The organism is Chitinophaga sp. 9-1-y (assembly GCF_059511905.2).
In genome coordinates this window covers 4,134,819-4,158,479 of the sequence record NZ_CM197955.1, presented here as the reverse complement: position 1 = coordinate 4,158,479, position 23,661 = coordinate 4,134,819, and the positions used below count along the sequence as shown (strand labels likewise).

Annotated in this window: 22 protein-coding genes; 14 read left to right on the top strand and 8 right to left on the bottom strand. The window is 45.0% G+C overall.

Annotation, left to right across the window (positions count from 1 at the left end; all coding sequences use genetic code 11):
• Nucleotides 1–7 precede the first annotated feature (7 nt).
• Both AC5ZC7_RS16320 and AC5ZC7_RS16315 read left to right on the top strand, forming a co-directional pair.
• A complete protein-coding gene (locus tag AC5ZC7_RS16320) occupies nt 8–334 on the top strand; it encodes a hypothetical protein (RefSeq protein WP_496157851.1) in 327 nt (108 codons plus the stop codon).
• Nucleotides 335–411: 77 nt separating this feature from the next.
• Nucleotides 412–2,583, top strand: a complete 2,172-nt coding sequence (locus tag AC5ZC7_RS16315; protein ID WP_496157852.1) for a TonB-dependent receptor domain-containing protein — start codon at nt 412–414, stop codon at nt 2,581–2,583.
• Between the two features lie 68 nt (nt 2,584–2,651).
• On the opposite strand, the gene AC5ZC7_RS16310 is transcribed toward AC5ZC7_RS16315, so the two are convergent.
• Nucleotides 2,652–3,986 (bottom strand): amidohydrolase, encoded by a 1,335-nt coding sequence (locus tag AC5ZC7_RS16310; protein ID WP_496157853.1) that lies wholly within the window; start codon nt 3,984–3,986, stop codon nt 2,652–2,654.
• A 184-nt stretch (nt 3,987–4,170) separates the two neighbouring features.
• On the opposite strand from AC5ZC7_RS16310, the gene AC5ZC7_RS16305 reads away from it, so the two are divergent.
• The 4 genes from AC5ZC7_RS16305 to AC5ZC7_RS16290 all read left to right on the top strand — a co-directional run bounded on the left by AC5ZC7_RS16305 (nt 4,171) and on the right by AC5ZC7_RS16290 (nt 7,413).
• A complete protein-coding gene (locus tag AC5ZC7_RS16305) occupies nt 4,171–5,391 on the top strand; it encodes an amidohydrolase (RefSeq protein WP_496157854.1) in 1,221 nt (406 codons plus the stop codon).
• A 110-nt stretch (nt 5,392–5,501) separates the two neighbouring features.
• The gene (locus tag AC5ZC7_RS16300; RefSeq protein WP_496157855.1) at nt 5,502–5,984 is read left to right on the top strand and encodes a DUF4822 domain-containing protein; all 483 of its coding nucleotides are present in this window, start codon (nt 5,502–5,504) and stop codon (nt 5,982–5,984) included.
• A 96-nt stretch (nt 5,985–6,080) separates the two neighbouring features.
• On the top strand, nt 6,081–6,938 hold the full coding sequence (locus AC5ZC7_RS16295) for a helix-turn-helix domain-containing protein (RefSeq protein ID WP_496157856.1): 858 nt from the start codon (nt 6,081–6,083) through the stop codon (nt 6,936–6,938).
• Nucleotides 6,939–6,981: 43 nt separating this feature from the next.
• The gene (locus AC5ZC7_RS16290) at nt 6,982–7,413 is read left to right on the top strand and encodes a hypothetical protein (RefSeq protein WP_511911250.1); all 432 of its coding nucleotides are present in this window, start codon (nt 6,982–6,984) and stop codon (nt 7,411–7,413) included.
• A 24-nt stretch (nt 7,414–7,437) separates the two neighbouring features.
• Here the strand turns inward: AC5ZC7_RS16290 and AC5ZC7_RS16285 are convergent, their stop codons facing one another.
• Nucleotides 7,438–8,004, bottom strand: a complete 567-nt coding sequence (locus tag AC5ZC7_RS16285; protein WP_496157858.1) for a hypothetical protein — start codon at nt 8,002–8,004, stop codon at nt 7,438–7,440.
• A gap of 134 nt (nt 8,005–8,138) precedes the next feature.
• On the opposite strand from AC5ZC7_RS16285, the gene AC5ZC7_RS16280 reads away from it, so the two are divergent.
• Nucleotides 8,139–9,077 carry a hypothetical protein gene (locus AC5ZC7_RS16280; protein ID WP_496157859.1) on the top strand — a complete coding sequence of 313 codons (939 nt, stop codon included), beginning with the start codon at nt 8,139–8,141 and terminating at the stop codon, nt 9,075–9,077.
• A gap of 78 nt (nt 9,078–9,155) precedes the next feature.
• Here AC5ZC7_RS16280 and AC5ZC7_RS16275 read toward each other — a convergent pair whose 3' ends face one another.
• On the bottom strand, nt 9,156–9,710 hold the full coding sequence (locus tag AC5ZC7_RS16275) for an RNA polymerase sigma-70 factor (RefSeq protein ID WP_496157860.1): 555 nt from the start codon (nt 9,708–9,710) through the stop codon (nt 9,156–9,158).
• 120 nt (nt 9,711–9,830) lie between these two features.
• Between AC5ZC7_RS16275 and AC5ZC7_RS16270 the strand changes: the two genes are divergently transcribed.
• The 3 genes from AC5ZC7_RS16270 (at nt 9,831) to AC5ZC7_RS16260 (ending at nt 15,990) form a co-directional block, all read left to right on the top strand.
• Nucleotides 9,831–11,000 (top strand): FecR domain-containing protein, encoded by a 1,170-nt coding sequence (locus AC5ZC7_RS16270; protein ID WP_496157861.1) that lies wholly within the window; start codon nt 9,831–9,833, stop codon nt 10,998–11,000.
• 70 nt (nt 11,001–11,070) lie between these two features.
• Nucleotides 11,071–14,448 carry a SusC/RagA family TonB-linked outer membrane protein gene (locus tag AC5ZC7_RS16265; RefSeq protein ID WP_496157862.1) on the top strand — a complete coding sequence of 1,126 codons (3,378 nt, stop codon included), beginning with the start codon at nt 11,071–11,073 and terminating at the stop codon, nt 14,446–14,448.
• A 12-nt stretch (nt 14,449–14,460) separates the two neighbouring features.
• Complete coding sequence (locus AC5ZC7_RS16260; protein WP_496157863.1) at nt 14,461–15,990, top strand: RagB/SusD family nutrient uptake outer membrane protein; 1,530 nt, start codon at nt 14,461–14,463, stop codon at nt 15,988–15,990.
• Between the two features lie 61 nt (nt 15,991–16,051).
• On the opposite strand, the gene AC5ZC7_RS16255 is transcribed toward AC5ZC7_RS16260, so the two are convergent.
• Together AC5ZC7_RS16255 and AC5ZC7_RS16250 are read right to left on the bottom strand one after the other, a co-directional pair.
• Nucleotides 16,052–16,507: a hypothetical protein gene (locus AC5ZC7_RS16255; RefSeq protein WP_496157864.1), complete on the bottom strand. Its 456-nt coding sequence runs from the start codon at nt 16,505–16,507 to the stop codon at nt 16,052–16,054.
• 61 nt (nt 16,508–16,568) lie between these two features.
• Nucleotides 16,569–17,471, bottom strand: coding sequence for a LysR family transcriptional regulator (locus AC5ZC7_RS16250; RefSeq protein WP_496157865.1), 903 nt, complete (start codon nt 17,469–17,471; stop codon nt 16,569–16,571).
• A 98-nt stretch (nt 17,472–17,569) separates the two neighbouring features.
• Between AC5ZC7_RS16250 and AC5ZC7_RS16245 the strand changes: the two genes are divergently transcribed.
• Nucleotides 17,570–18,181, top strand: a complete 612-nt coding sequence (locus tag AC5ZC7_RS16245; protein WP_496157866.1) for an NAD(P)H-dependent oxidoreductase — start codon at nt 17,570–17,572, stop codon at nt 18,179–18,181.
• Nucleotides 18,178–18,465 carry an antibiotic biosynthesis monooxygenase gene (locus AC5ZC7_RS16240; RefSeq protein WP_496157867.1) on the top strand — a complete coding sequence of 96 codons (288 nt, stop codon included), beginning with the start codon at nt 18,178–18,180 and terminating at the stop codon, nt 18,463–18,465. Before AC5ZC7_RS16245 ends, AC5ZC7_RS16240 begins: the two co-directional genes overlap by 4 nt.
• Nucleotides 18,466–18,509: 44 nt before the next feature.
• Here the strand turns inward: AC5ZC7_RS16240 and AC5ZC7_RS16235 are convergent, their stop codons facing one another.
• On the bottom strand, nt 18,510–18,890 hold the full coding sequence (locus tag AC5ZC7_RS16235) for a hypothetical protein (RefSeq protein WP_496157868.1): 381 nt from the start codon (nt 18,888–18,890) through the stop codon (nt 18,510–18,512).
• Between the two features lie 14 nt (nt 18,891–18,904).
• Complete coding sequence (locus AC5ZC7_RS16230) at nt 18,905–19,744, bottom strand: helix-turn-helix domain-containing protein (RefSeq protein ID WP_496157869.1); 840 nt, start codon at nt 19,742–19,744, stop codon at nt 18,905–18,907.
• A 137-nt stretch (nt 19,745–19,881) separates the two neighbouring features.
• Here AC5ZC7_RS16230 and xylA point away from each other — a divergent pair, with 137 nt between their 5' ends.
• On the top strand, nt 19,882–21,210 hold the full coding sequence (xylA, locus tag AC5ZC7_RS16225; RefSeq protein ID WP_496157870.1) for a xylose isomerase: 1,329 nt from the start codon (nt 19,882–19,884) through the stop codon (nt 21,208–21,210).
• Nucleotides 21,211–21,391: 181 nt separating this feature from the next.
• Here the strand turns inward: xylA and AC5ZC7_RS16220 are convergent, their stop codons facing one another.
• A complete protein-coding gene (locus AC5ZC7_RS16220; RefSeq protein WP_496157871.1) occupies nt 21,392–22,711 on the bottom strand; it encodes a serine hydrolase in 1,320 nt (439 codons plus the stop codon).
• Nucleotides 22,712–23,126: 415 nt separating this feature from the next.
• Between AC5ZC7_RS16220 and AC5ZC7_RS16215 the strand changes: the two genes are divergently transcribed.
• On the top strand, nt 23,127–23,504 hold the full coding sequence (locus AC5ZC7_RS16215) for a DoxX family membrane protein (protein WP_496157873.1): 378 nt from the start codon (nt 23,127–23,129) through the stop codon (nt 23,502–23,504).
• Nucleotides 23,505–23,661: the final 157 nt, after the last annotated feature.

Below are 23,661 nucleotides of genomic sequence, written 5' to 3'. Positions count from 1 at the left end.
TGCCGTTATGAAATGGTTCCTGTTTCTTTTCTCCATATATGTATTAACACTCTCCACTGTGCCATGCTGCGGAGATGACTACTGTTGTGAGGAAGAGCGCGCCCTGGTGCAAGGCGGACAGCAACACGAGGACCATACAGACCATCACAAGCCTGCACTGCCCTGCAGCCCTTTTTTCTCCTGTAGTACCTGCCATGGCGCAGTGATCCCGGAAATGACTAAGCCGGCGCCCGCAGCAATACCATTGGCAAGGAATATTTACTACGATCACAGAGAACCTGCGCTCCCCGAATTTCCTGCATCTATCTGGCAACCGCCCCAGCTTTTCTGCTAACGATTATTTACACCCTTGATATACTATGCTGGTAGCATGGTATAATTTTATTTATTGGATTTTTATCAATAGCAAAGATGTTTAAGATACTTAGCATGATATCGCTGCTGTGCTTTGCCCAGTTGTGCCTGGCGCAGAACAGGTTTACAGCGGTTATAAAAGACGCAGACAGTAAAGAACGGCTGATTGGCGCCACTGCCATACTCACAGGCACCGGCAAAGGGGCCAAAGCAGACAATAACGGCGTAGTCACTATTACCGGGATACCTAATGGCCGGCATGCCATTACCTGCACGTATGTAGGATACCAGGAGCAAACAGACACTTTTTCTTTCCCGTTACCTACCGATACCATGACGATCTACCTGGAGCATAGCGGGGAAGAAGTGGAGGAAGTAGTGATATCTTCCACCCGTAGTAATCGCAGCATCCGGGATATACCTACCCGTGTGGAATTTATAGCGGGAGAGGAACTGGAAGAAAAGGGAAACATGAAGCCCGGAGATATACGCATGATGCTGAACGAAAGCACCGGTATCCAAACCCAACAGGTATCTGCTACCTCTGCTAATTCTAGTATCCGTATCCAGGGGCTGGATGGCCGGTACACGCAATTGCTCAAAGATGGATTTCCGCTGTACGCTGGTTTTTCCGGTGGCCTGGGATTGCTGCAAACACCTCCCCTGGATCTCAAACAGGTAGAGGTGATCAAAGGGGCCGCGTCTACGTTATACGGTGGTGGCGCCATTGCCGGGTTGGTCAATCTTATATCAAAAGTACCAACTACGGAAAGAGAGCTGCGTTTTCTCATCAATGGCACTTCTGCCGGGGGACTGGATCTCAGTGGATTTTACGGACAACGGTTTAACAAAGTGGGCATTACTATTTTTGCATCCCGGAACAGCAACAAAGCCTATGATCCCTCCAACACCGGGTTTACGGCGATACCGAAATTCGAACGCTATGTATTCAATCCAAAGTTGTTCGTTTACCTGGGTCCGAAAACCCAGCTGAACCTGGGAGTGAATGTCATTACGGAAGACAGAACCGGCGGGGATATGCTGTATATCAAAGGGCGTGGCGACAGTACCCATAGCTACTATGAAAAGAATAAAAGCAATCGCTTTTCTACGCAGCTTTCCTTTGATCATATCTTCAGCGAAGGGAATACCCTCACTGTAAAAAATTCCGTCAACAGTTTTAAACGGACAATCGCGATTCCGGGTTATGTATTTGACGGGCAGCAATGGTCGACTTACACGGAGGCCACTTATCACCGGCAACGGGAGCAGATGGACTGGATCGCCGGTGCCAACGTATATACGGACCATTTCAAAGAACAGCCAACGGATACCATGCCCCAACGCAATTACCTGCAAACTACCCTGGGCGCTTTTGTACAAAACACCTGGAAGGCCAGCGACTGGCTACAGGTGGAAACCGGCTTGCGGGGCGACTATGTAATTGACTATGGTTGGGTGTTGCTTCCACGCATCTCAGCGCTGTTTAAAATAACGCCTGCATTTACTTCCCGCGTTGGTGGAGGACTGGGGTATAAAACACCTACTATATTCACGGAAGAAACGGAACGGATACAATACAAATCTGTGTTACCCATCAATGCGAAGGAGAACAAGCTGGAACGGTCCTATGGTGCTAACTTTGATTTAAATTACAAAACGTCCCTGTTCAGTGATAAGATAAGTTTCAGTGTTAACCAGTTGTTCTTTTACACCCGTATCAATCACCCGCTATTACTCCGGGCTGTTCCCGGAAACCTGTACAAGCTGGAAAATGTAGATGGATTTATTGATACCAAAGGCTGGGAAACAAACGTGAAATTCGGATATGGCGACTTTAAGCTCTTCATTGGTTATACCTTTACGGATGCCCGGTTGAATGATAATGGCGTTATCCGCGAAAACCCGCTCACCGCGCGTCACCGGCTGAATAATATACTGATGTACGAAAAAGAAGAGAAATGGAAACTGGGATTGGAAGCTTATTACTACAGCGCACAAACGCTTACAGATGGCACTACCGGAAAGCCTTACTGGATATGTGGGTTTATGGCAGAGAAGCTATGGGAAAAGTTTTCCTTGTTTGTCAACTTCGAGAACTACCTGGATACGCGGCAAACCCGCTTCGATAGCATTTATACGGGTACTGTCGCGCATCCTGTTTTCAGAGATATTTATGCGCCACTGGATGGTTTTGTGGTAAATGGTGGATTGAAATTGAAACTGTAGTGATGGATAAAATCAAAGGCGGGGAAATTATTGCCCCGCCTTTCGCTCACTGTTCCAACGCACTATTTTTAGTATACGATTTGTCCTTTATTAATCAGGGATCTTACCGGTGAAATCCTGGATACTGCTTCTGCAGAACAGCTGGCATCTATTAATACTACATCCGCTGCATCGCCGGCTTTAGGCCATTGTTGCACGCCTTTGTCGTCCAGCGGAAGTATGTTGCCAGTAGCCAATTTCAGGCTTCTCGACAGGTTGAATTCGTTAGAGTAGCCGTATAGTTGCGCCATGGTATGGGCTTTTTCCAATACGCTGCCTGATCCAAAAGTGCTCCAGTGGTCAATGATACTGTCGTTGCCCGTCATCACCGTTACATTATGTTTGTAGAGGGTAGGTATAGGCATAATAAGACCACCAAACGGAATGGTAGAAACAATACCAATGCCCGCAGCGCCCAGTTGTTCCGCGATTTCTTCCTGCTTCACTTTATCAATTTTTCCCAAAACAAAGCAGTGGCTCAGGAATGTTTTATTTTTCAGCGCCGGATTTTCGTTGATTTTTTTGATGAGGTACTCAACAGTTTTTAGCCCGGATTCTCCGGATTCATGCAGGTGGATATCGATTCCTTTTTTGTTGTCCAGTGCCAGTTGTACGGTGAAGTCGATCGTTTTTTCGATAGCGCCGTCAATGGTATAGGGATCCAGGCCGCCGATGAAGTCGATGTCCATTTTGGCGGCTTCCTTCAGATAAGGAACGGAGTCGGTATAGAACACGCCATGCTGGGGGAAGGCCACCAGCTCAGCGCCGAAGGAGTTCTTTTTATTTTCCAGTGCTTTCAGCAGGTTGTTGAGCGATTGCAGTTTTGACGTAGGCTCAATATTAACATGGCTTCTGGCGAAGTTGGTGCCTTTTGATTGCAGCAGCTCCACCAGCTTTTCCGCCCGGTAAGTGGATGTTTTCAGCATCTCCGGGAGGATTTTCTGTTCCAGGGCAATCATTCCCTTTACGCCACCGGGACCTCTCCTGGTAGCCTGCCAGGGCCCGCCATAGAATGTTTTATCGAGATGGATATGCATGTCCCGGAAGGCCGGGAGCATCAGCCAGCCTTTGGCATCAATAGCTTTGGCATCATTCGGTTTATTGGCAGAAATGCTGTAGATTTTGCCGTCTTTGATTGCTACGCAGAATAATTCGGTGTTAGTATGGACTACTTCTCCTTCTTCATACACAAATCCTGTTTCCAGTCGCACATTCTTTAACAGGTAGCTTTTACTGCCATTACCCGTTGCATCGCCGGCAAATGCCTGCGCAGATCCCAGTAAGCCGGAAGCGAAGGCAACACCTGCCAGCCCTAATCCGGACATTTTGATAAATTCCTTGCGGGATATTTCCGTTTTGTTCATAGTCCCAGTCATTTTTTACAAAGCTAATATTCGAAATCTTGTTTTCTGTGAAGGATTCATGACATGCCTTGAAAGATTTATCACTAATCCGGGAAAAGTGATAAATCTTTCAAGTATCTGTATAGATCCTACAAAGTTCCGGAGATATTAAGGACTTACTTTGCTATAGCAAAAAATGGAACCAATGGATAAAATAGCAAAAGATAGTCACTATACATTTAAGAATGTATTGCTGGAAACGGGCTTTGAGTATGATGGAGACGAAGTGGTGAAGACGAAGACCGCGCTTTTCTGTGTGGAAATAACAGGTGATAAAATTACCGCCGTTACGCCCAATGATCCCGCGAAGAATGCCATAGACGCAAAAGGCTGGCTGATGCTGCCTGCCTTTAAGGACATGCACGCCCATTTGGATAAAATGTTGTTTGGTTTGCCCTGGCAGGCCGTGTCTTCCAAAAGAAGAACCGTGAAAGACCAGATTGCTTATGAGCAGAAGATGATCCCGGAATGGCTGACAACTTCTATTGAGCGGACCGAAAAGCTGATTGATTTCCTGCAGTCAAACGGTACCCACTTTATCCGTTCTCACTTCAATGTGGACCCTACCTCTGGTTTTGATTCCCTGAAACACCTGGAGATAGCGCTGAAGAATAAGGAAAAAACGGTAGGAGCAGAGCTGGTGGCCTTCCCGCAGCATGGCGTATTTTATACCAATACCGCCCCGTTGCTGAAGGAAGTAGTGAAAATGAACATTGATTTTATTGGGGGCGTAGACCCTTATTCCCTTGACGGCAGCATAGAGAAAACGATGGATCTCACCACGCAGCTGGCGATCGATTATAATAAGGGAATTGATATCCATTTACATGAAGCAGGTGAATCCGGTATAAAAACCATTGAATACCTGATCAACAAGGCGAATGAAAACCCGGTACTTCGGGGTAAAACCTTTGTGAGCCATGCGTTTGCGCTGGGGCATTTATCGGCCGTGGAAACGGAGCGTATGGCAGCACGACTGGCGGAAGCCGGTGTAGGGATTGTGTCGTCCGTACCTTTCGGCGGCACCATTATGCCTATTCCAATGTTGAGAAAACACGGGGTAGAAGTGCTGATAGGTAACGATAATATCCAGGATCACTGGAATACCTTCGGGCCCGGACACATGCTGCAAAAAGCGAAGCTCATTGCCAGCTTGTATGGCTATAGTTCTGAATGGGCGCTGTCGAGGACACTGGGGTTTGCCACCCGTTATGTATTGCCGTTGGATGATAAAGGTAATCAGCAGTGGCCTAAAGCAGGTCAGGATGCCAACCTGGTATTCATGGATGCATCCTGCTCCGCGGAAGTAGTATCAAGGGTTTCACCGGTTAAATCACTGGTGCATAAAGGAAATATGGTATTCTGATAAATGCCCGTTATCCGCCCTGTTATAAATATTACAAGCTTTGGGAGGAAAAGCGCAAAGCTAAGCCGGACGGGGCAGATATCTTTGTAGTGCTTAAAAATTTCATTGATATGAAACATGTAAAAAAAGTAACCGCCGCCCTTTTGTTGGCAGTATGTAGCGTATTTTTCTTTAGCTGTAGCAAAGACAAAGATCCGGAACCAAAACAACTGACGCCTGGTGAAACGCTTGCCAGCACTCCCTGGGAAACAACCAACGCCAAAAATAACAAAGGCGAAAAGGTAGCGTTGAACGATGTCAACGTAGCTAACTTTGTAGGCTTCGCTTATTTTAAAGCAGATGGTACCTTCAACATGTACAACCTGGACGATTCACCAAAAATGCATGGCGACTGGACCGTTTCTGCCGATGGCAAAACCCGTACTGTGGTGGCGAAAGACGCAGATGGCAAAGTATTGTTCACCCGTGTAGTAGACATCACGGTGCTGACCAAACAGGAGTTTACCTACCGCATTTATCCTAATGCGAACGACAAAACAGTATACTTCGATATCATTCATACGCCTACCACCCACGCGGAGCCTAAGAAGTAGTTGCATTATCTTATTAAAAAATGGATTGGCTTTTCGTCGCCAATCCATTTTTTTTGCCATAAATTTTCATATTTTACAAGTTCAACGGGCGCTGATATGATGATTTATGACGACACCGGCTATATCCCTGTATTAGGGCTGCAGGAATTCAGGAAAGGCCAGCTGGCCGGCAGGGAAGAATTCCTTTTTAATGAACTGCATGGTGAACGGCATATTGAGAAGCCGCACAAGCATGATTTTTTTATTATCAACCTGTTTGAATCCGCTAAAGGTGTACATACCATCGACTTTCACGACTATCCCATCGGCAATAAGCAAGTGCATGTACTCTTTCCCGGCCAGGTACATACCTGGAGTATTAAGCCTAATACAACCGGATACCAGCTGATGATACAGCAAAATTTCTTCGAACGCTTTGCATCTTTCTTCCGTTTTTCGTTTTCAAATTATATGAATCACCCGGTGATTCCGTTGACCAACGATAATTTCCAATTGCTGAAATATGAATTTGATGCGATCAGGGATGAGCTGAATTCCCCCAATTCCGTACAGGAAGTGATCAGTGCAAGAGCGGCAGTCATAGCGGCCATTGTAAGCAAAGAAGCGGAAAACATTTTTACGGATCTGAAAGTGTTCCAGTCTAACCCGCGGCTTGCAAAATTCAATATGCTGATTGATAAATTTTACAAGCAGGAAAAACTGGTAGGGTTCTATGCGGCCCAATTGCATATTTCCGCCAACTACTTAAATATCCTTTGTAAAAATCATCTGCAGGTATCCGCCACCAAACTCATACAACAACGGGTATTGCTGGAGGCCAAGCGACTGCTGCAAACTACAGAGCTTTCTATTAAGGAAATTGCTTTTGAACTGGGCTTTGTAGATCATGCATATTTTTCTAATTTCTTTAAAGCGCAGTCGGGGATTACGCCTACGCAGTTTAGAGAAGGATAACGACTTAAATAGAAGACTAAAAATGAAATGCGTTAGAATCATTATGCTACTTATCGGACTGGGTTGTTTTCACGCGGTAGTGGGGCAAGGCAATAATTTAACCCACATATTTTCAGCCAGCCATAAGGTAACGAAAGACATATATCCCGCGGCAACATCCAGGTTTACCCCTACGGCTGGGGAAGTACGCCATGCAGAGGATGTACTAAAGAAAAAGCTGCAGAAGATAAATAATAAAACCTTGATGAATCTTAGAGATAATTGGGATTTTTATTACCGGCAGTATGTTGGATTTATTGGTGAAAATGGTAAGAAAATTGTTTGGATCAACTTCATATGGCCAGAGGACGAGTTTAAGGCAAATCTTGAAAAGCAAATTATCCAGGTAGATGACGGAGGTACTCATTATTGGAATGTTAAAGTGAATCTTTCCAGTGGTAGAGTATTTGAATTAAGGATTAATAGCAGGGCGTGATAAAACATCCCCAGGCTACCCGCATTACACTTTCCTCAGGGAATTGCTTTTCTTTTTCTTCTTCCTGCCTCGCAGCATTGCCCGTTCTTCCCGCCAATCATGGAAAAGGTCGAGTAACACCCTGCCATCTGATTTTACAGTCATATAATCATCCGTACCGAAGGTTCTTGGGTATAGATTATAAAAGAGATCGGCAGTAGCGAAGATTAAAAACATGCCGAAGATAAATCTGAAAGCACCATGCATGTCGAACAGGATGGCCATAGTAACAGAGATGGCTGCTACCAGCAAAGAAAAGAAAGGCCCTGCCAGTACTTGTATGGCCGTTTGCCGCAACGTCATGTAGCTGCCATCAGAGATACACAATCCCCTGTACCATAGCAACGGATTACGCTTGATATAAATGTCCAACAGCCCGTGGCTAAGTTTAATGCAATTATCTTCATCTCCAAAAGAGCCAATATACATGGATACAGGCATCCTGGTGTACTTTAATGCAGGAAGGGCGTGGCCCAGCTCATGAAAAAAGAGTGTCAGAAACCTGACAATGCCCAGTACTACGGTAAGGGTAAGGAAAATAAAAAGATCCATAGGTTTGCGTTGCTTATTATGTACAGGAATACAGGCAAAGATATAGGATCAGATGGAAAAACCAGGTATTCCTTTCGGACAAGGTAGGAAGGGATAATTTATATTGTTACTTTTGTACCTATACCTATATACCCATGAAGCCAATTCTTTCCTTGTTATCCGTTTTGTTTTTGCTGAATGCCTGTGTTTTTACTGTTGACAGGCACATTGATATACCAGACACTATTAACGTTACCAGGACAAATGCTCACCGGCAAATACCCGGAACAAGAGTACTTATGGTCATTCCTACAGGCTATAAAATTTCCGGCACCGTTTTAAAGAAGGCAGATGGGACAGAGATCGTGATAATGGATTCGCCGGGCAGACCATTCGATACCACCAAAGATCAGGTGGCTATTCCGGAAGAAACCAACTCCACAGTGACTTTTTATCAGAGAAATTTTGTGCTCAATGGATACCCGGCTAATATCAGGTATGGAAAAATTAAACAGGAAAAAGAAGACAAAATATTTTTTATATCCGGGAATAATAATTTCATAGTGGCGGCGATCACTAGGATGCCGGAAGGGAATGGCGTTGACCGGGATGAAATCGTTACTGCCATAAAATCAATAATTGTAGATACTTCCATCCGGGTTGATTATTCAAAAAATAATAGATATACGCTGGATTGCTCTACATCTGTTTTTAAGTTTAACAAGAATGTAGACAGGGTTTTTTATTACACCGAGGAGGGAAAAGGAGAGCTGACGAATAATTTTGTTTCGCTGGTTAGTCTGCCTGCATTACCAGATACCGCCGACATGATTAATTGCGGGAAAACACTTGTAAAACGACTGGAAAGCCAAATGACTATAAACAGTAAGATGGCTGAAGTAGTAAAAATTAATGGAAGACCGGCTTACCAGGTTATTATGAAAGTTACCAGGGAGGGTATTCCGTTAAATGCTTATGTGCTGGTAATCGGAGATAGGGAAAGTGCTGTTTATTATTTGGCATTCATGGATGATAATAAGCCTGCACTGTTTGAAGATTGTAAAAAACTGGCGGCGACGTTACGACTCAGGTAAGCTCTGGTGTTCATAATACCGGTAATGGCCGTTATCCGGTGAATTTTGTTAAGACAGCGCCGGATGTATCATCCGGTGCTACTGCTCCTTCAACTGCTGCCGTAATACATGCAGCGCCTTTACAATATGCTTCTCTACTGTACTTACAGAAATACTCATCTTGGTGGCAATGGCCTGGTGCGACAAATATTGCATCCGGCTTAAGATAAAAGCTTCCCTGCATTTATCCGGGAGTCCGTTGATGATATAATGTATTTTTTCTTCCAGCTTTTTACTGTCGATTTGTGGTTCGCCGGCATGTGGCGCCTGGTATTGTGCCTGTTCTTTCAGGGCGGCATATTGTTTTTGGCGTAACAGCCGTTGCCGGAAGCGGTCAATCATACCATTTTTTAGCAAGGTTTGCAGATAGGCGTGGAGGTGATCTGTATTTTCAATCAATGCACGTTTGGTATATAACCGGACAAACACATCCTGTACCACTTCGAGGGCATCTTCCCGGTTCCCCAGCAGCTTATAGGCGGTATTCAATAAGCGGATGAAGTAACGGTCGTAAATGGCTTCGAATGCAGTAATATCCCCTTCTTTTAATAACCGGAACAGATCACTGTCGGTGGTGTTGGAATACGGTTTCATGTTGTTGCTCACGTGCGGAATAAAAATACTCAAAAAAAAATCACAAATGCAATAGCGGTCTTTTCTTTTCTCTTCGTTTATAGTTAGGTAAGTTAATTGTATTGGGACAGGATTTATATTTTGAAGCATAAAATAGATATCAAAATATTAGATAAGTACCTGGATGGTACTGCTTCTCCGGAAGAACAGCTAATCATAGAAGCATGGTTGGCCGAATCAGGAGGGCATGCCCCCTTGTTTGAAGACGAGGAGTCGCCTGATGCGATGATGTACAGGGAAACCGCGAAGGCCGCAGTGATGGAAAGGATGCATCTCCGCGAAGACGATAAAGAAGAAGTTCCGCTCCGTGGTAGCCGGCGGGTGGTGCTGCTGCGTGTGGCTGCCGCTGCCGCAGTGTTGCTGGCCGTCATCATATGCGGTTACAACTGGCGGAAACAACCCGCAATACATCCGGTGGCGATGAAAGAGAAAAAGGCATCCACTTCCCGTAACAGAGCCGTGCTGGCGCTTTATAACGGGCAGGAGATTACGTTGGAGACGTTGGCTGTAGGACAAAAAATACAGGCAGGATCCATAACGATCCTGAAAACAGATACCAACGAAATCCATTACCAGGTTATGGGAGAGGGATGGCAACAGGAGGGAGGTACCAATAAATTAACAGTACCTAAATCATCACAATATGTGGTGGTGCTGGCGGATGGCACCAAGGTATGGCTGAATGCCGGGTCGTCTGTTAGTTTCCCGGCGGTTTTTGCGGCTAACAGCAGGAAAGTAGGGATTACGGGAGAAGCCTACTTTGAAGTAGCCAAACAGCTCACTGGCAATGGCGGGAACTACCAGCCATTTAGTGTAACTGCCGGCAAAGTAGAAGTGTTGGTATTGGGAACCCATTTTAACATTAACGCCTATACGAATGAGCCGTTCGTGAAAACTACCTTGCTGGAAGGGAGTGTACAGGTGAAAACAAATAAACAGAAAATACAGATCAGGCCTGGGGAACAGGCACAATTTAACCATACCGGCCAGTTGTCGGTAGCACAACCAAATCTGGAAGAGGTAACAGCCTGGAAAAGAGGCTACCTCCAATTCGACGACACACCGCTGGAAGAAGTTTTCAGGCAAATTGCACGCTGGTACGATGTGGACGTTGTTTTTAAGGGAACATCCCCGCAGGGATCTTTCCATGGAAAAGTATATCCCGGCATGACCCTGCCGGAAATCCTCCGCGGACTGGAAGTAAACGGCGCCCGGTTTACCTTCGACGGAACCAAAATCATCGTAGAGTAGCCATCATTACTCCGCGTTATTGTGACAGCTCAATCAAGGCTTCATCATTCAAAATTTAAATAAGGAAAGTATGAAACTACCTGTAAAAAGATTTCTTTTAAAGGGACCTCATGTCCATAAACGTTTGTTACTGCTTACCTGTATATTGACCTGCCTGTATAGCAGCATCATGGCCAAACAGCAGGCCGTGAAAATTAGTCTTGATGTATATGATCAACCACTCGACAAAGTCTTCAAAAAAATTGAAGCCAAAACAGATTATGTATTCTGGTACAAAATGGATGTACTGAATAAAGCCCGGCATGTAACGCTTAAAGTGAACAATCAGGATATTTTGCAGGTATTGGAAAGCATCTTTAAAAACCAGGTGCTCACCTACAGCATTGAAAAAAATGTAATCGCCATTAAAGAAAAACCAACGGCAAACATGGCGGATGCCAGCCTGGTAGCCGCGCCGGCTATGACGATCACCGGGAAAGTAGTAGGAGAAGATGGCAATCCATTACCCGGTGTTATTGTAAGAACGAAAAGCAATAAAGCCGGTACCACCACCGATGATGCAGGACACTTCAGCATCAAAGCAGAAGCCGGAGAAACCCTGATCTTCTCCTTTATCGGCTATGCGCCCACAGAGGTGGTGGTAACGTCTGCGGCAGCATTAACGGTTACACTGAAAGCATCTTCCGATAAATTATCAGAAGTAGTAGTGGTAGGTTATGGCACACAAAAACGGGCCAACTTAACCGGCGCTGTAGCCACTATCAACTACGACAAAGCCCTGGAAAACAGGCCTATCACCAATCCCAGCCAGGCGCTGGCAGGCAAGGTGGCAGGTGTTTTTGTGAGCCAGAATTCCGGATCTCCCGGCAGCGATGGCGCTACCCTGCGTATCCGCGGTTTCGGCACCCTCAACAATACCGATCCCCTGATCCTCATTGATGGTATTGAAGGCAAGCTGGCAGAACTTAACCCGGCAGATATAGGCAGTATCACCATCCTGAAAGATGCGGCCTCTGCTTCTATTTACGGTTCCCGTGCCGCCAATGGCATCGTGCTGGTCACTACCAAAAAAGGTAATTACAATATGGACCCCGTTATCTCTTACAACGGCTATTACGGCCTGCAACAGCTGGGCAGAAAATACGACCGTATCAATAACAGTGTACAATTTATGAACATGTGGAACACCGCGGTGGTAAATAGCGGCGGTGATCCCTTGTTCCCCAAAAATGTGATCGACGACTTCAGCAATAATCACGATCCTTATCTCTACCCGAATACAGATTTTTATAAAGAAATATTTCGCACGGCCCCTATTACAGAACATAATATTTCTGTACGGGGAGGTTCTGCCAAACAGAACTTTTACTTATCTGCCAACTACCTCTCCCAGGATGGTATCATTAAGCAAACAGACAGTAAACGCTATGGGGTGAACTTTTCACTCAATAACAAAGTGAAAGATTGGCTGGAAGTAGGCGGCCGCGTGCAGATTACCCGCAAAATCACCAACAGCCCGGTAGACGGCATTGACCGCGTGTATTATATCATGTCCAATGGCGCCTATCCGTTTATTGCACCCTATACGAAAGATGGCCGCTTTGGCGCTACACAGGCGCTGAAACCCAACGGTTCGCCGATTGTAGATTCCCGTAATCCTTTACCGGATTTATATGATGGAAGAAGTCAGTATGCCAATAACTTTTTCAGGGCCAACCTCAACGCCACCGCTAATATCACGAAGGACCTGACTTTTAAAACGATGTTTACCGGGCAGTTTAATAACAACCGCCAGGATAAATACAACCAGATGAATTACGTGTATACCGCCGGTGGTGTACAGGATAAGGTACTGGACTATCCTTCCCAGATATCGCCTTATCGCGCTAATAATGAAGAGTTTTACTGGGTATTCTATAACACCCTTAACTATACGAAATCATTAAGTGGTGGACATAATTTCTCAGCGATCCTGGGTACACAGTCGGAAGCTAATCAGTTGAAATCGATGTTTGCAGGAAAATCTGATCCGCCAAAATCTGGCTTGAATGAAGTAGACGCAGGTACCAGTAACCTGAAAGCATCCGGCAATACCACGGAATGGGCTATGCTGGCTTATTTCGGAAGATTGAATTATAACTACAAAGAAAAGTACCTGCTGGAGGCTAACCTTCGTGCAGATGCATCTTCCCGTTTCAGGCAAGGCAACCGCTGGGGATATTTCCCTTCTGTGTCTGCCGGTTGGGCCATGGAAAAAGAGGAGTTCATCAAGCATATTGGAGGGATCAGCCAGTTGAAGTTACGTGCTTCCTGGGGCCAGCTCGGCAACCAGAATATCAAGGATAACAACTATCCCTATATTGGATCAGTAACACAGTCTAACGGTACCAGCTATACGGTAGGAGGACAGTTTGCTCCCGGCGCCGCCATTACTGCGCTCGTTGATCCGAACATCAGTTGGGAAACCACTACCAGCACAGATATTGGGCTGGATGTAGGCCTGTTTAATAATGCGCTCTCTTTTGAACTGGATTATTTCAGTAAGAAAACTGACCAGATATTGGTACAGTTACCGATTTCTACGACTTTGGGAGAAGTGACTGCGCCGATCCAGAATATTGGTAAGATGAGTAACAATGGTATTGAATTTTCCGTGAACTATCATTCACCGGAATACAACTCTGGCTTTAGCTACAATGTGGGCGCCAATGTTACCTACATTAAAAATGAGGTAACCAAATTCAGAGCAGATGCACCGGATCAGTTGTGGCTCGTAAGAGAAGGAGTGCCTTACAAAATGTTGTATGGCTTTAAATCGATCGGCGTTTTTCAAACAGATAAAGAAGCCGGCGACTACATGAAGAACAACGGGTATATCCCCAGGGCCGGCGATTTAAAGTATGAAGATGTAAACAACGATGGCAAGCTCGATTTCAACGATAAGCAATCACTGGGTAACACTTTGCCCAAGTATACCTATGGCATCACCCTGGGAGCTAACTATAAAAACTGGAGCCTGAATATCGTTACCCAGGGTATGGCCGGTGTATATGGTTACAATCAAAGCGCCTGGACCACCCCGTTGGGTATTTCCGGAGGTACTTTGCTCACCCGCTGGAAAGATGCGTGGACGCCGGAGAACCACAGTAATACCATGCCGCGTATTGTGGTGAATGATACCTGGAACCGTTATGAATCTTCTTTCTGGGTACAGAATATGAGTTATTTCAAAATTAAAAATATCCAGTTGTCTTACAGTTTGCCGAAGTCGCTGCTGGAAAGGATCCGTTTCAAAGGAGGCAGTGTATACATCAATGCACAAAACCTGCCATCCTTTACCACAAAAGGATACATAGGCTTTGATCCGGAGCAGGACACCTTCGAAAATGGAGGAACCGTGTACCCAACGCCTTTCATCACTTCTTTTGGTATTAATCTGCAACTTTAAACTAAACGGACTATGAGATCTATATTTTTGATAGCTACTGCCATGGTGTTATTGACGACAGGCTGTTCCAAATCATTCCTGGAAAGAACACCAGACGATCGTATTACCACCACCAATTTCTGGGCGGGTGAATCGGATGCTAACCTGGCCTTATACGGCGTTTACAATACGTTACATGAATCATTTGTATATGGTTATGGCGGCGGTTTCGATGCCTGCTCGCCCAATGCTTACCAATGGGCTTACTGGGAGGGAATGGAAAAGCAGGTAGGCAATGGTACCATATCCGCTAATGATGGGGGTATTGTAAGTGGCCGTTGGCAGCAATGTTACACGGGTATCAACCGCGCCAATGCCTTCCTGGAAAATATCGGGAAAGTACCGATGGATAGCGCCCTTAAAGTACAGATGACGGGAGAGATATATTTCTTAAGGGGTGTCTTTTATGCGCTCCTGGCCAATTCTTACGGAGGTGTACCGGTATTCACCAAAACAATTACCGCGGAGGACGCCCGCGTCCTGAAACGCAATACAGAAGAAGAAACCTGGACACAGGTACATGCGGATTACGACGAAGCCATTAAACGCCTGGGGGTGACCGCTCCTATAACGGGAAGGGCTACACTGGGTGCTGCATACGCCATGAAGTTAAGAGCTTACCTGTACAAAGCTAACTGGGATAAGGTATTGGAATATGCCGATAAAATAGATGCGCTGAAAAAATATAGCCTGTTCCCCAGTTACCGCGGACTGTTTCAACTGGCCAACGAAAACAATGCGGAAGTCATGTTTGATGTAGAATACATGGATGGTCCTTTTTCGCAGGGTAGTTTCTTTGACCGTCACTGGCAACCGCAGAACATGAAGTATGGTATCGATGGGTCTAACTCGGTAGCACCTATACAAAACCTGGTCGATGCTTATGAAACAATAGATGGATCACCGGTAAATCCGGCGGCGCCTTATGTAAACAGGGACCCGAGACTGGATTTCACCATCCTGCGCCCGGGCGCTTATTTCCAGGGGCAATTATATCCGGTGGAAATTAAGAACCATACGGGTCAGAAAGTAGGTTTTGGTATCCGGAAATATACCATTGAAACGCAGCAGGTAGTGGCCGGCCAGGAGCCATTGAACTTTATCATTTTCCGTTATGCAGATGTGCTGCTTTCCAAAGCAGAGGCCTTGATAGAGAAAGGAACGGATATTCCAAAAGCGCTGCAACTGATTAACCAGATTCGTACTTCCCGTACGGATGTAAAAATTACTGCCCTGCCGCTGAATTTATCGCAAGCCGATGCCCGGATTAAGTTACGGCATGAGAGAAGGATAGAATTTGCCCTGGAAGGATTGTATTGGGATGATGTAAGACGCTGGGGAATTGGTCCGGATATTTATCCCGTTGAAGTACGTGGTGCTGATGGTGGACTTATTGAAACCAAATTTGCCAATGGGTATAGTAAGGAGAAATTTATGTTTTTGCCGATTTCCAATAATGAGATTTCGTTGAATAAGAACCTGACACAGAATAAGGGGTACTAATATCCCTGTAACGCGCAACCGCCTTCAGCTAGCTGAAGGCGGTTGCGCGTTTATGAAAATATTATTTGTCTTTTGCTTCAATTTTGATATTGCCATCTTCAAATCCACAAACAAAAGTGATCACCTCTTTACCCCGGGTAACACTGGCGGTTACCTCATCAGGATTTTTCGGTGTGAATTTTTTATCGAAAAGCGCTTTATATACCTGGGCCAGCATTTTCTTATCTCCCCATATGAGAATATTGTTCACGGGGCCCAGCTGGTAAAGTCCGTACCGGATATAAAGGTTTACTTCTTCTTTGTCGGCGTTTTTAAACGACTGTATATAATCTCCCTCGTTTGGCTTGGTGAGTATGCTGTCGGCCGTTACGTTGAGTGCCTGGGCTACCTGCCCGCTTAGCACGGTGGCCTCTTTAAGGTAAAGGCCAATGAGTTTGGTTTGCGCTGTTGCTTTGCTAAAGGGTAATGCCAGGAAGAATATCAAAGCCAGTCGACAGGTCATCGCGTAAAATTTCATTTCAGTCGGATTAGATGATAAAGTTGCGCATAAAAATAATAGAAAGTGGCAGACTATGCTGCTACTTCATCCATTTTTCTTTCAGCAACGTTTCCAGTTGTGCGATTTCTTTTTGATACATGGTTTTTTTCCGGGTGCCGAAATGAAGAGTATTCTCTACGGGGGTGGTGCCTTCCCATACGATCTTTATTTTTCCTTCAGCAATCGCGTCTGCACACAGGAAATCGGGCACCACGGAGAACCCGGAGTTATCGCTTAAACAACGGATAATAGAGCTGATATTGGGAACAATGTAGTTCGGTCTGAAATCGGGGTGTTCTCCAAATTGTTTCAGCCAAAAGCCTTTTAAGTGTTCCATGTCGGCGGCCGTGCTATACCATAATTGCTGTTTGAGTATTTCTGTGGCTTCTTTTGTTTTGCCTTTGGCCAGCAGTTTATCCAGTGCGGAAGTATCTGTTTTACTACCCGCAATTAACACGATCTTTTCTTTCGAGAACGGCACATATTCTATATTCTGCTGATTCCCTTTTTGTGGCGTAATGATCAGATCCAGTGAACCCGTATCAAGGTCGTGCTGCATTTGCGGATATTCCCCGAATTTGATGATCAGGTTAAAGGGAAGACTGGCAATATGTTCTTCCAGTGTATATTGGAATGTTTCGAAACACATGCCCAGGCTCACGGTTACCCGTTCGTCTTCTGAACGTTTATAAAAGTGTTCTTCCCCTGTTTCCAGTTTTTTCAGTGGCTCCAATATATAGTTGTAGAGGATCTTTCCTTTTTCTGTGGGCACCATTTTCCTTGCGGAGCGGTCAAACAGCTTGTTGCCGGTATATGCTTCCAGTGAATTCAAATGGAGACTCACACCCGGCTGGGAGATAAAGAGCGCCTGCGCTGCTGCGGAGAGCGTTCCTGTTTCATAGATGGCTTTGAACGTTCTCAGCCATTCCAGGTTCCATTGCATAACTATAATTTTTATGATAGATAGGCGCAAGTTAAGTTATTTGTGTTATATAAAAAACTGATAGAAATTTGCACTATCAATTATAAAAGTAATAGCAAATGAAAATATTTATCATCAACGGCGGACAAACCATGGCGCATTCAGGTGGCGCCTTTAATGAAACCGTAGCGAACTGGACCATCAACTTCCTGACCAGTCAGGGGCACGAATACCGCGTGGTCAATGCCGCCAGGGACTTCGACCCCGTAGCCGAAGTGGAACACTTCAAATGGGCCGATCTCGTGGTTTACCAAACCCCCATATGGTGGTTCCAGGTACCCTTTGGCCTGAAGAAATACATAGACGAAGTATTTACCGCCGGGCATCAAAACGGTATGTATGCGAGCGACGGCCGTAGCCGGAAGAATCCGGCCATCAACTATGGCACCGGTGGACTCATGCACGGTAAAAAGTACATGGTGAATACCACCTGGAATGCACCAGACACCGCTTTCACGCTGCCCGGGGAGTTTTTTGATCAACATTCAGTAGACGATGGCGTGATGTTCGGCTTCCATAAAATGAACCAGTTTGTAGGGATGGAACGCGTGCAGGGATTTCACTTCCATGATATGGAAAAGAATGCCACACAAGAACGGATCGACAACTATCAGATGGAATATCGTCAACACCTGGCAACAGTACTCACCCCTGAAAAACAATTATCATGAACCTCTATTTAACTGCCGTTATCAAAGCCCAACCGGCTTATCACGATGAAGTAGTAGCCGTATTACAACATATGGTGAAAGAAACGAGAAAAGAAGCCGCCTGCATCCAGTACGACCTGCACCAGGGAACAGCGGATGAAAACGTATTTGTTTTCTATGAGATATGGGCAAGCCAGGAAGGACTGGATAGCCACGGGCAACAACCGTATATCAAAGCATTTGGTGCGCTGGCAGCAGAAAAATTACAGGAAGCACCTCAGATTTACCTGACTAAGAAAATTTAATCCGGATGATGATTTAGCCATTGGAATGCTACGCGTTTCAATGGCTATCCTTTATAAAGAACAACGTCTTCATTACCCTCGTCATCAGTTTCCAATATTAACTCCCAATGCAGTTTTTCAGCAATAGCAGACAGCAATTTCACGTACACCGCTTCCTGTTCCGGCTGGGACCTGGACGCTCGTATAGCCATCATTGTTACCCATTTGCTGTTAAAATTTTCAGGCCGGCCATAGTTACCATCCCGGGTATAGATGGCTAATATATCTATCGCTGGAAAAGTGGGGATGTTACAAAATTGCTGGTTACCCTTATTCATTAATACCCCCGTGCCTTCCAATACTCCCAGTACCATATCGGTGGGCAGTTGTTCACTATAGTTACTATTGCTCCTTATTTCATAGTACCAACAAAGGTTTGACCACATATATCATCGCTTTTTTACAGTAAATACATTTTCCTATACTGACTGGGTGTTTGCTGCTTCACTTCTTTGAATTGCTTGCTAAAATGCGCCCAGCTTTTATACCCGCTTTCGTAGCAAATATCCAGTATAGGCTGGGTAGTAGCGGTCAGTAGTTTGCAGGCATGACTGATCCGCAGATCTCTCAGGAAATCGAAATAGGTTTTCTTAATATTCTTCTTAAAAAAACGGCAGAAATTGGGCACGCTCATATTCGCCATGGCAGCTACCTGTTCCAACGTTACCTTTTCCTGGTAATGTTTAAAGGAGAAGTCAATAATTTTTTCGATGATGGGATTTACCACGTGTCCGGTATCAGTGAAATCTTCTGTCAGTATTTTATATTGTGCCGAAAGTCCTACCTGGTGCAGGCATTGCAGGAGCAGCATCAATTTTTCAAAACCCTTTTTACGGTGCATGAGCTGCATTTTTTCTGCGATTTCTTTTTTCAGCCCGTGTTCCAGTTGCAGGCCGTTATTCTTTTGCAACAGGGATTGAATTGCTTTCATCTCCGCCATTTCCAGTAGTCCATCTCCCCAACAGTCATTGGTAAAATGGATGACCAGCGCGGCGCCCGTCATTTTAGGCTGATTTTTTCTAAACCAGTGGGGGAGGTTACCGGCAATGAAAAAAAGATCGTTGACGGAATAATCGCTTACATAATCGCCTATCATCACTGTGCCATGGCCTTTTAAGATGAGGATCAGCTCATACTCCGGATGTTTATGCCAGTTGGTTTCAAACTGCGGCGTTTGATATACTCTGCAGGCAAAACTCTGGCTGGCATCATTGGTAATTTTCTGAAGAATTGTTTTCATTGTGCAGCAGATGGCTCATTTTATCATGCAAACTACTAAAATTGATTAATTTTTGATAAGATAGCATATTTTCTTTCAAAAATAGCGGTTGCTAACTGATTAAAATCAGGCAATATTTGCGTTATTAAAACACGATTATGAAAATAGTTACAGGAAAGAAGGAATTCTTCGCCGGTATTCCGGCCATTCAGTTCGAAGGTGTACAGAGCGATAATCCATTAGCATACCGTTGGTACGATGAAAACAGGATAGTAGCCGGCAAATCTATGAAAGAATGGCTGCGGTTTGCGGTGGCTTACTGGCACTCTTTCAACGGAACAGGCGCTGATCCCTTTGGTGAAGCTACTCATATATTCGAATGGGATAAAAATCCGGATCCTATTGAGCGTGCAAAAGATAAAGCTGATGCGGCTTTTGAAATGATTACCAAATTAAACCTGCCTTACTATTGCTTCCACGACGTGGATGTAGTAGACTATACTAACGATATTAACGAGAACGAAAAGCGTCTGCAAACGCTTACACAATACCTGAAACAGAAGCAGGATGAAAGCGGCGTGAAACTGTTATGGGGTACTGCCAACCTGTTTAGCCATCGCCGTTATATGAACGGTGCTGCTACCAATCCTGATTTTCATGTACTCACACATGCTGCCGCACAGGTGAAAGCTGCACTGGATGCTACTATTGCATTAGGTGGTGAGAACTATGTTTTCTGGGGAGGCCGCGAAGGATACATGAGCCTGTTGAATACCAATATGAAACGGGAGAAAGAACACCTGGCCAGGTTCCTGCAGGCTTCCAGGGATTATGCCCGTAAAAATGGATTCACCGGTACGTTCTTTATTGAACCGAAACCTTGTGAACCAACCAAACATCAGTACGACTATGATGCAGAAACCGTGATCGGCTTCCTGCGCCAGTACGACCTGCTGAACGACTTCAAACTGAACCTCGAAGTAAACCACGCTACCCTGGCAGGTCACACCTTCCAGCATGAACTGCAGGTAGCGATTGATGCCGGCTTGCTCGGCAGCATGGATGCCAACAGGGGCGACTACCAGAATGGATGGGATACCGACCAGTTCCCTACCAATCTCAATGAACTCACCGAAGCGATGTTGATTATCCTCGAAGGTGGTGGCTTCAAAGGTGGTGGTATTAACTTCGATGCTAAAATCCGCAGAAACTCTACCGATGCGGCAGATCTCTTCCACGCACACATTGGTGGGGTGGACAATTTTGCCCGCGCACTGGTGACCGCAGATGCTATCCTGGAGAAAAGTGCTTACCGCAAGATCCGCCAGGAACGCTATGCTTCTTTCGATAGCGAGGCAGCAAAAACATTCGAAGCAGGAAAAGCAACACTGGAAAGCCTGCGCGACTTTGCCGTAGCTAACGGTGAACCAGCTACGAAGAGCGGCAGACAAGAATACATCGAGAATATCATTAATAATTATTTGTAGTAGTGCAATATTACTCCGTCAGGACAATGTAGACGGAATCTTTCATATCCACGTTACGGCACAGGGCCATAATTTTTACAGTTTCCCAGAGAGGCATTTGGGTATATACTGAAGTTTTAAAATGTAAAAGGACAAATTTGCGATAGCAGATTTGTCCTTTTACGTTTGGTAGAAAAATTATTTATTCTTTGTTGAACAAGTAGTCTTTGCCGCCCTGTTTCAATGTCAGCTGCCTTTTGTCGGTACTAAAAATGATCACTACGCCGGCCGGTTCAAACTGAAAACTATCCGGGGCTGTTGCTTCCAGTGGGAAGGCCGATTGCCCGGTAGCCTGCGCAAACAGTTTATCGCCATTTTTCGTGATGGCAATTTTCAAAGGCACCTGTGCGCTGCCGTAATTTCCCGGAAACGAATCCAGCGCCGCCGCGCTCAGCGTAATAGATTTAAAGGAAGGAAGCTGGTACGGTTGGTTGAAGTAGCTACTCAATGGACACAGCTGGATGTTATTGAGTGGGTATACGTCACCGTTAGAAGTGATGGCGATCGACAATTTTTCTTCCGGGAAATAATTGAGTACTGATTGGAATCCGTCGATGCCGCCGGTATGTCCATAGCATTTTTTGTCGAGGTAAGGATATTCAAATATTCCCATACCATAGCCTTGCTTAATGGTTTTCATGAGGGCAAATGAGGATGCGCTGATAATTTTTCCGGCAAAAAGTTGCTCAATGAAAACCGTTAAATCGGTAGGAGTAGACACGATAGCACCTGCTCCCATGGGGATAGAGGCGTCTGTTTCCGGCTCTTTTACCCATTTACCTTTATTGCTATAGGAATAACATTCGTTATTTTGGAGTTTGGCAGGGCCACCAAAATAAGTGTTTTTCAACCCTAATGGCTGGGTAATTTTTGTTTGAAGAATTTTAGCATAAGGTTGACCATACACCTGCTCCAGGATATAACTTAAAATAACAAAGTTGGAGTTGCTATAGGCCGATTTGGTGTTAGGCTCAAAATCACTTTTCCCTTTTGCAATAATATCGATCATGGCTTTGGACGACTGCGGGCTGGTGTAGTAGGTCAGGTATGTTTTGTCGTTGGTGAAGTTATGGATACCACTGCTATGGTTCAGTAAATTTTCTATTGTTATTTTATTCGAATTTTCAATCTGTGGGTAGTATTTATCGAGCGTTTGTTGCAGCGATAGTTTCTTTTCTTCCACTGCTTTAAAAATCAGTGCCGCCGTAAACATTTTAGAGATAGAGCCAATCCGGTATTTCGTATTGGTGGTGGCCTTTTTAGCAATGGCGATATCCGCAAAGCCAATGGCCTTGGTATAGAGCACCTGGCCGTTTTGCGAAATAGCGATACTGCCCATGAATTTATCATGTTTTGCCAGCAGCGTAAACAGGCTGTCCAGGCGTGGTGTGTTGATGGTTTGGGAAAAGGCGCTGCAGCTGAAAGCGATTACCAGGGCGAGGGTGAGGATTCTTTTAAGCATTAGTTATTGGGTGTTAATATGCGGCAAAGATAGGGTAAAGCCGGTAGCTATAGGGGAGGTAGTGACGAACTCCACTATAATCGGGATGAAAATGGGCCGTAGCAGGACGGAAGCCAGGTGTCTCTTTTTATTGGGTGCCTGAATTACCGGCTGTATATGATGCATGATTGTGGTATGGAACTTTTTGAGATTATTCCGCTACATACAAGCCATTGAGATTACGTTTATGCGTTGCAGTGAGGGTACTGACTATGGCGTTGCTGGTGTTAGCCTTACTTAGTGATGCGCTTTTATGATGAATCATTCAGGAAGTTCCTCATTGAAAAGTAGTTGGTTAAAAAGGAAGTGGCGGCAATATAATATGGCATCTATATTTGGAAAAATTTAATGTATTTTTAGGTTAAATTTGACCACTATGAAAAACAAAATTCTATTTGTCGTGAGCCTGTTGTTTGGGCTGATGTTCATCAATGCAGGGCTCAACAAATTCTTCAATTACATGCCAATGCCCAAAGACATGCCAGAGAACGTAATGAAAGCCATGGGCGCTTTTATGTCCATTGGCTGGTTTTTTCCGCTCGTAGGTGTGATCGAGGTGTTGGGTGGTTTGCTGTTTATTATTCCCAAAACGAGGGCGCTGGGTGCGCTGGTGATTTTACCAGTGATGGTGGGGGTTATGTTGACTAACATATTCCTTGACCCATCCGGACTGGCGATGGCGTTGCCCTTGTTCGTGATCAATATCTGGGTGATTATCGAAAACCGCCAGAAATACTTACCGATGGTAAGTTGAGTTGACAATATTTTACACGTATAAAAGCAGCTGTCTTCCGGGCAGCTGCTTTTATTTTTTTAGGGAGATGAATAACATTTGCGGATAGAAATATATTAATTGTCAATTTGACGATTAATAAAAAAAGTTTAGTTTTAGCGCCGGAAATATTCCATTT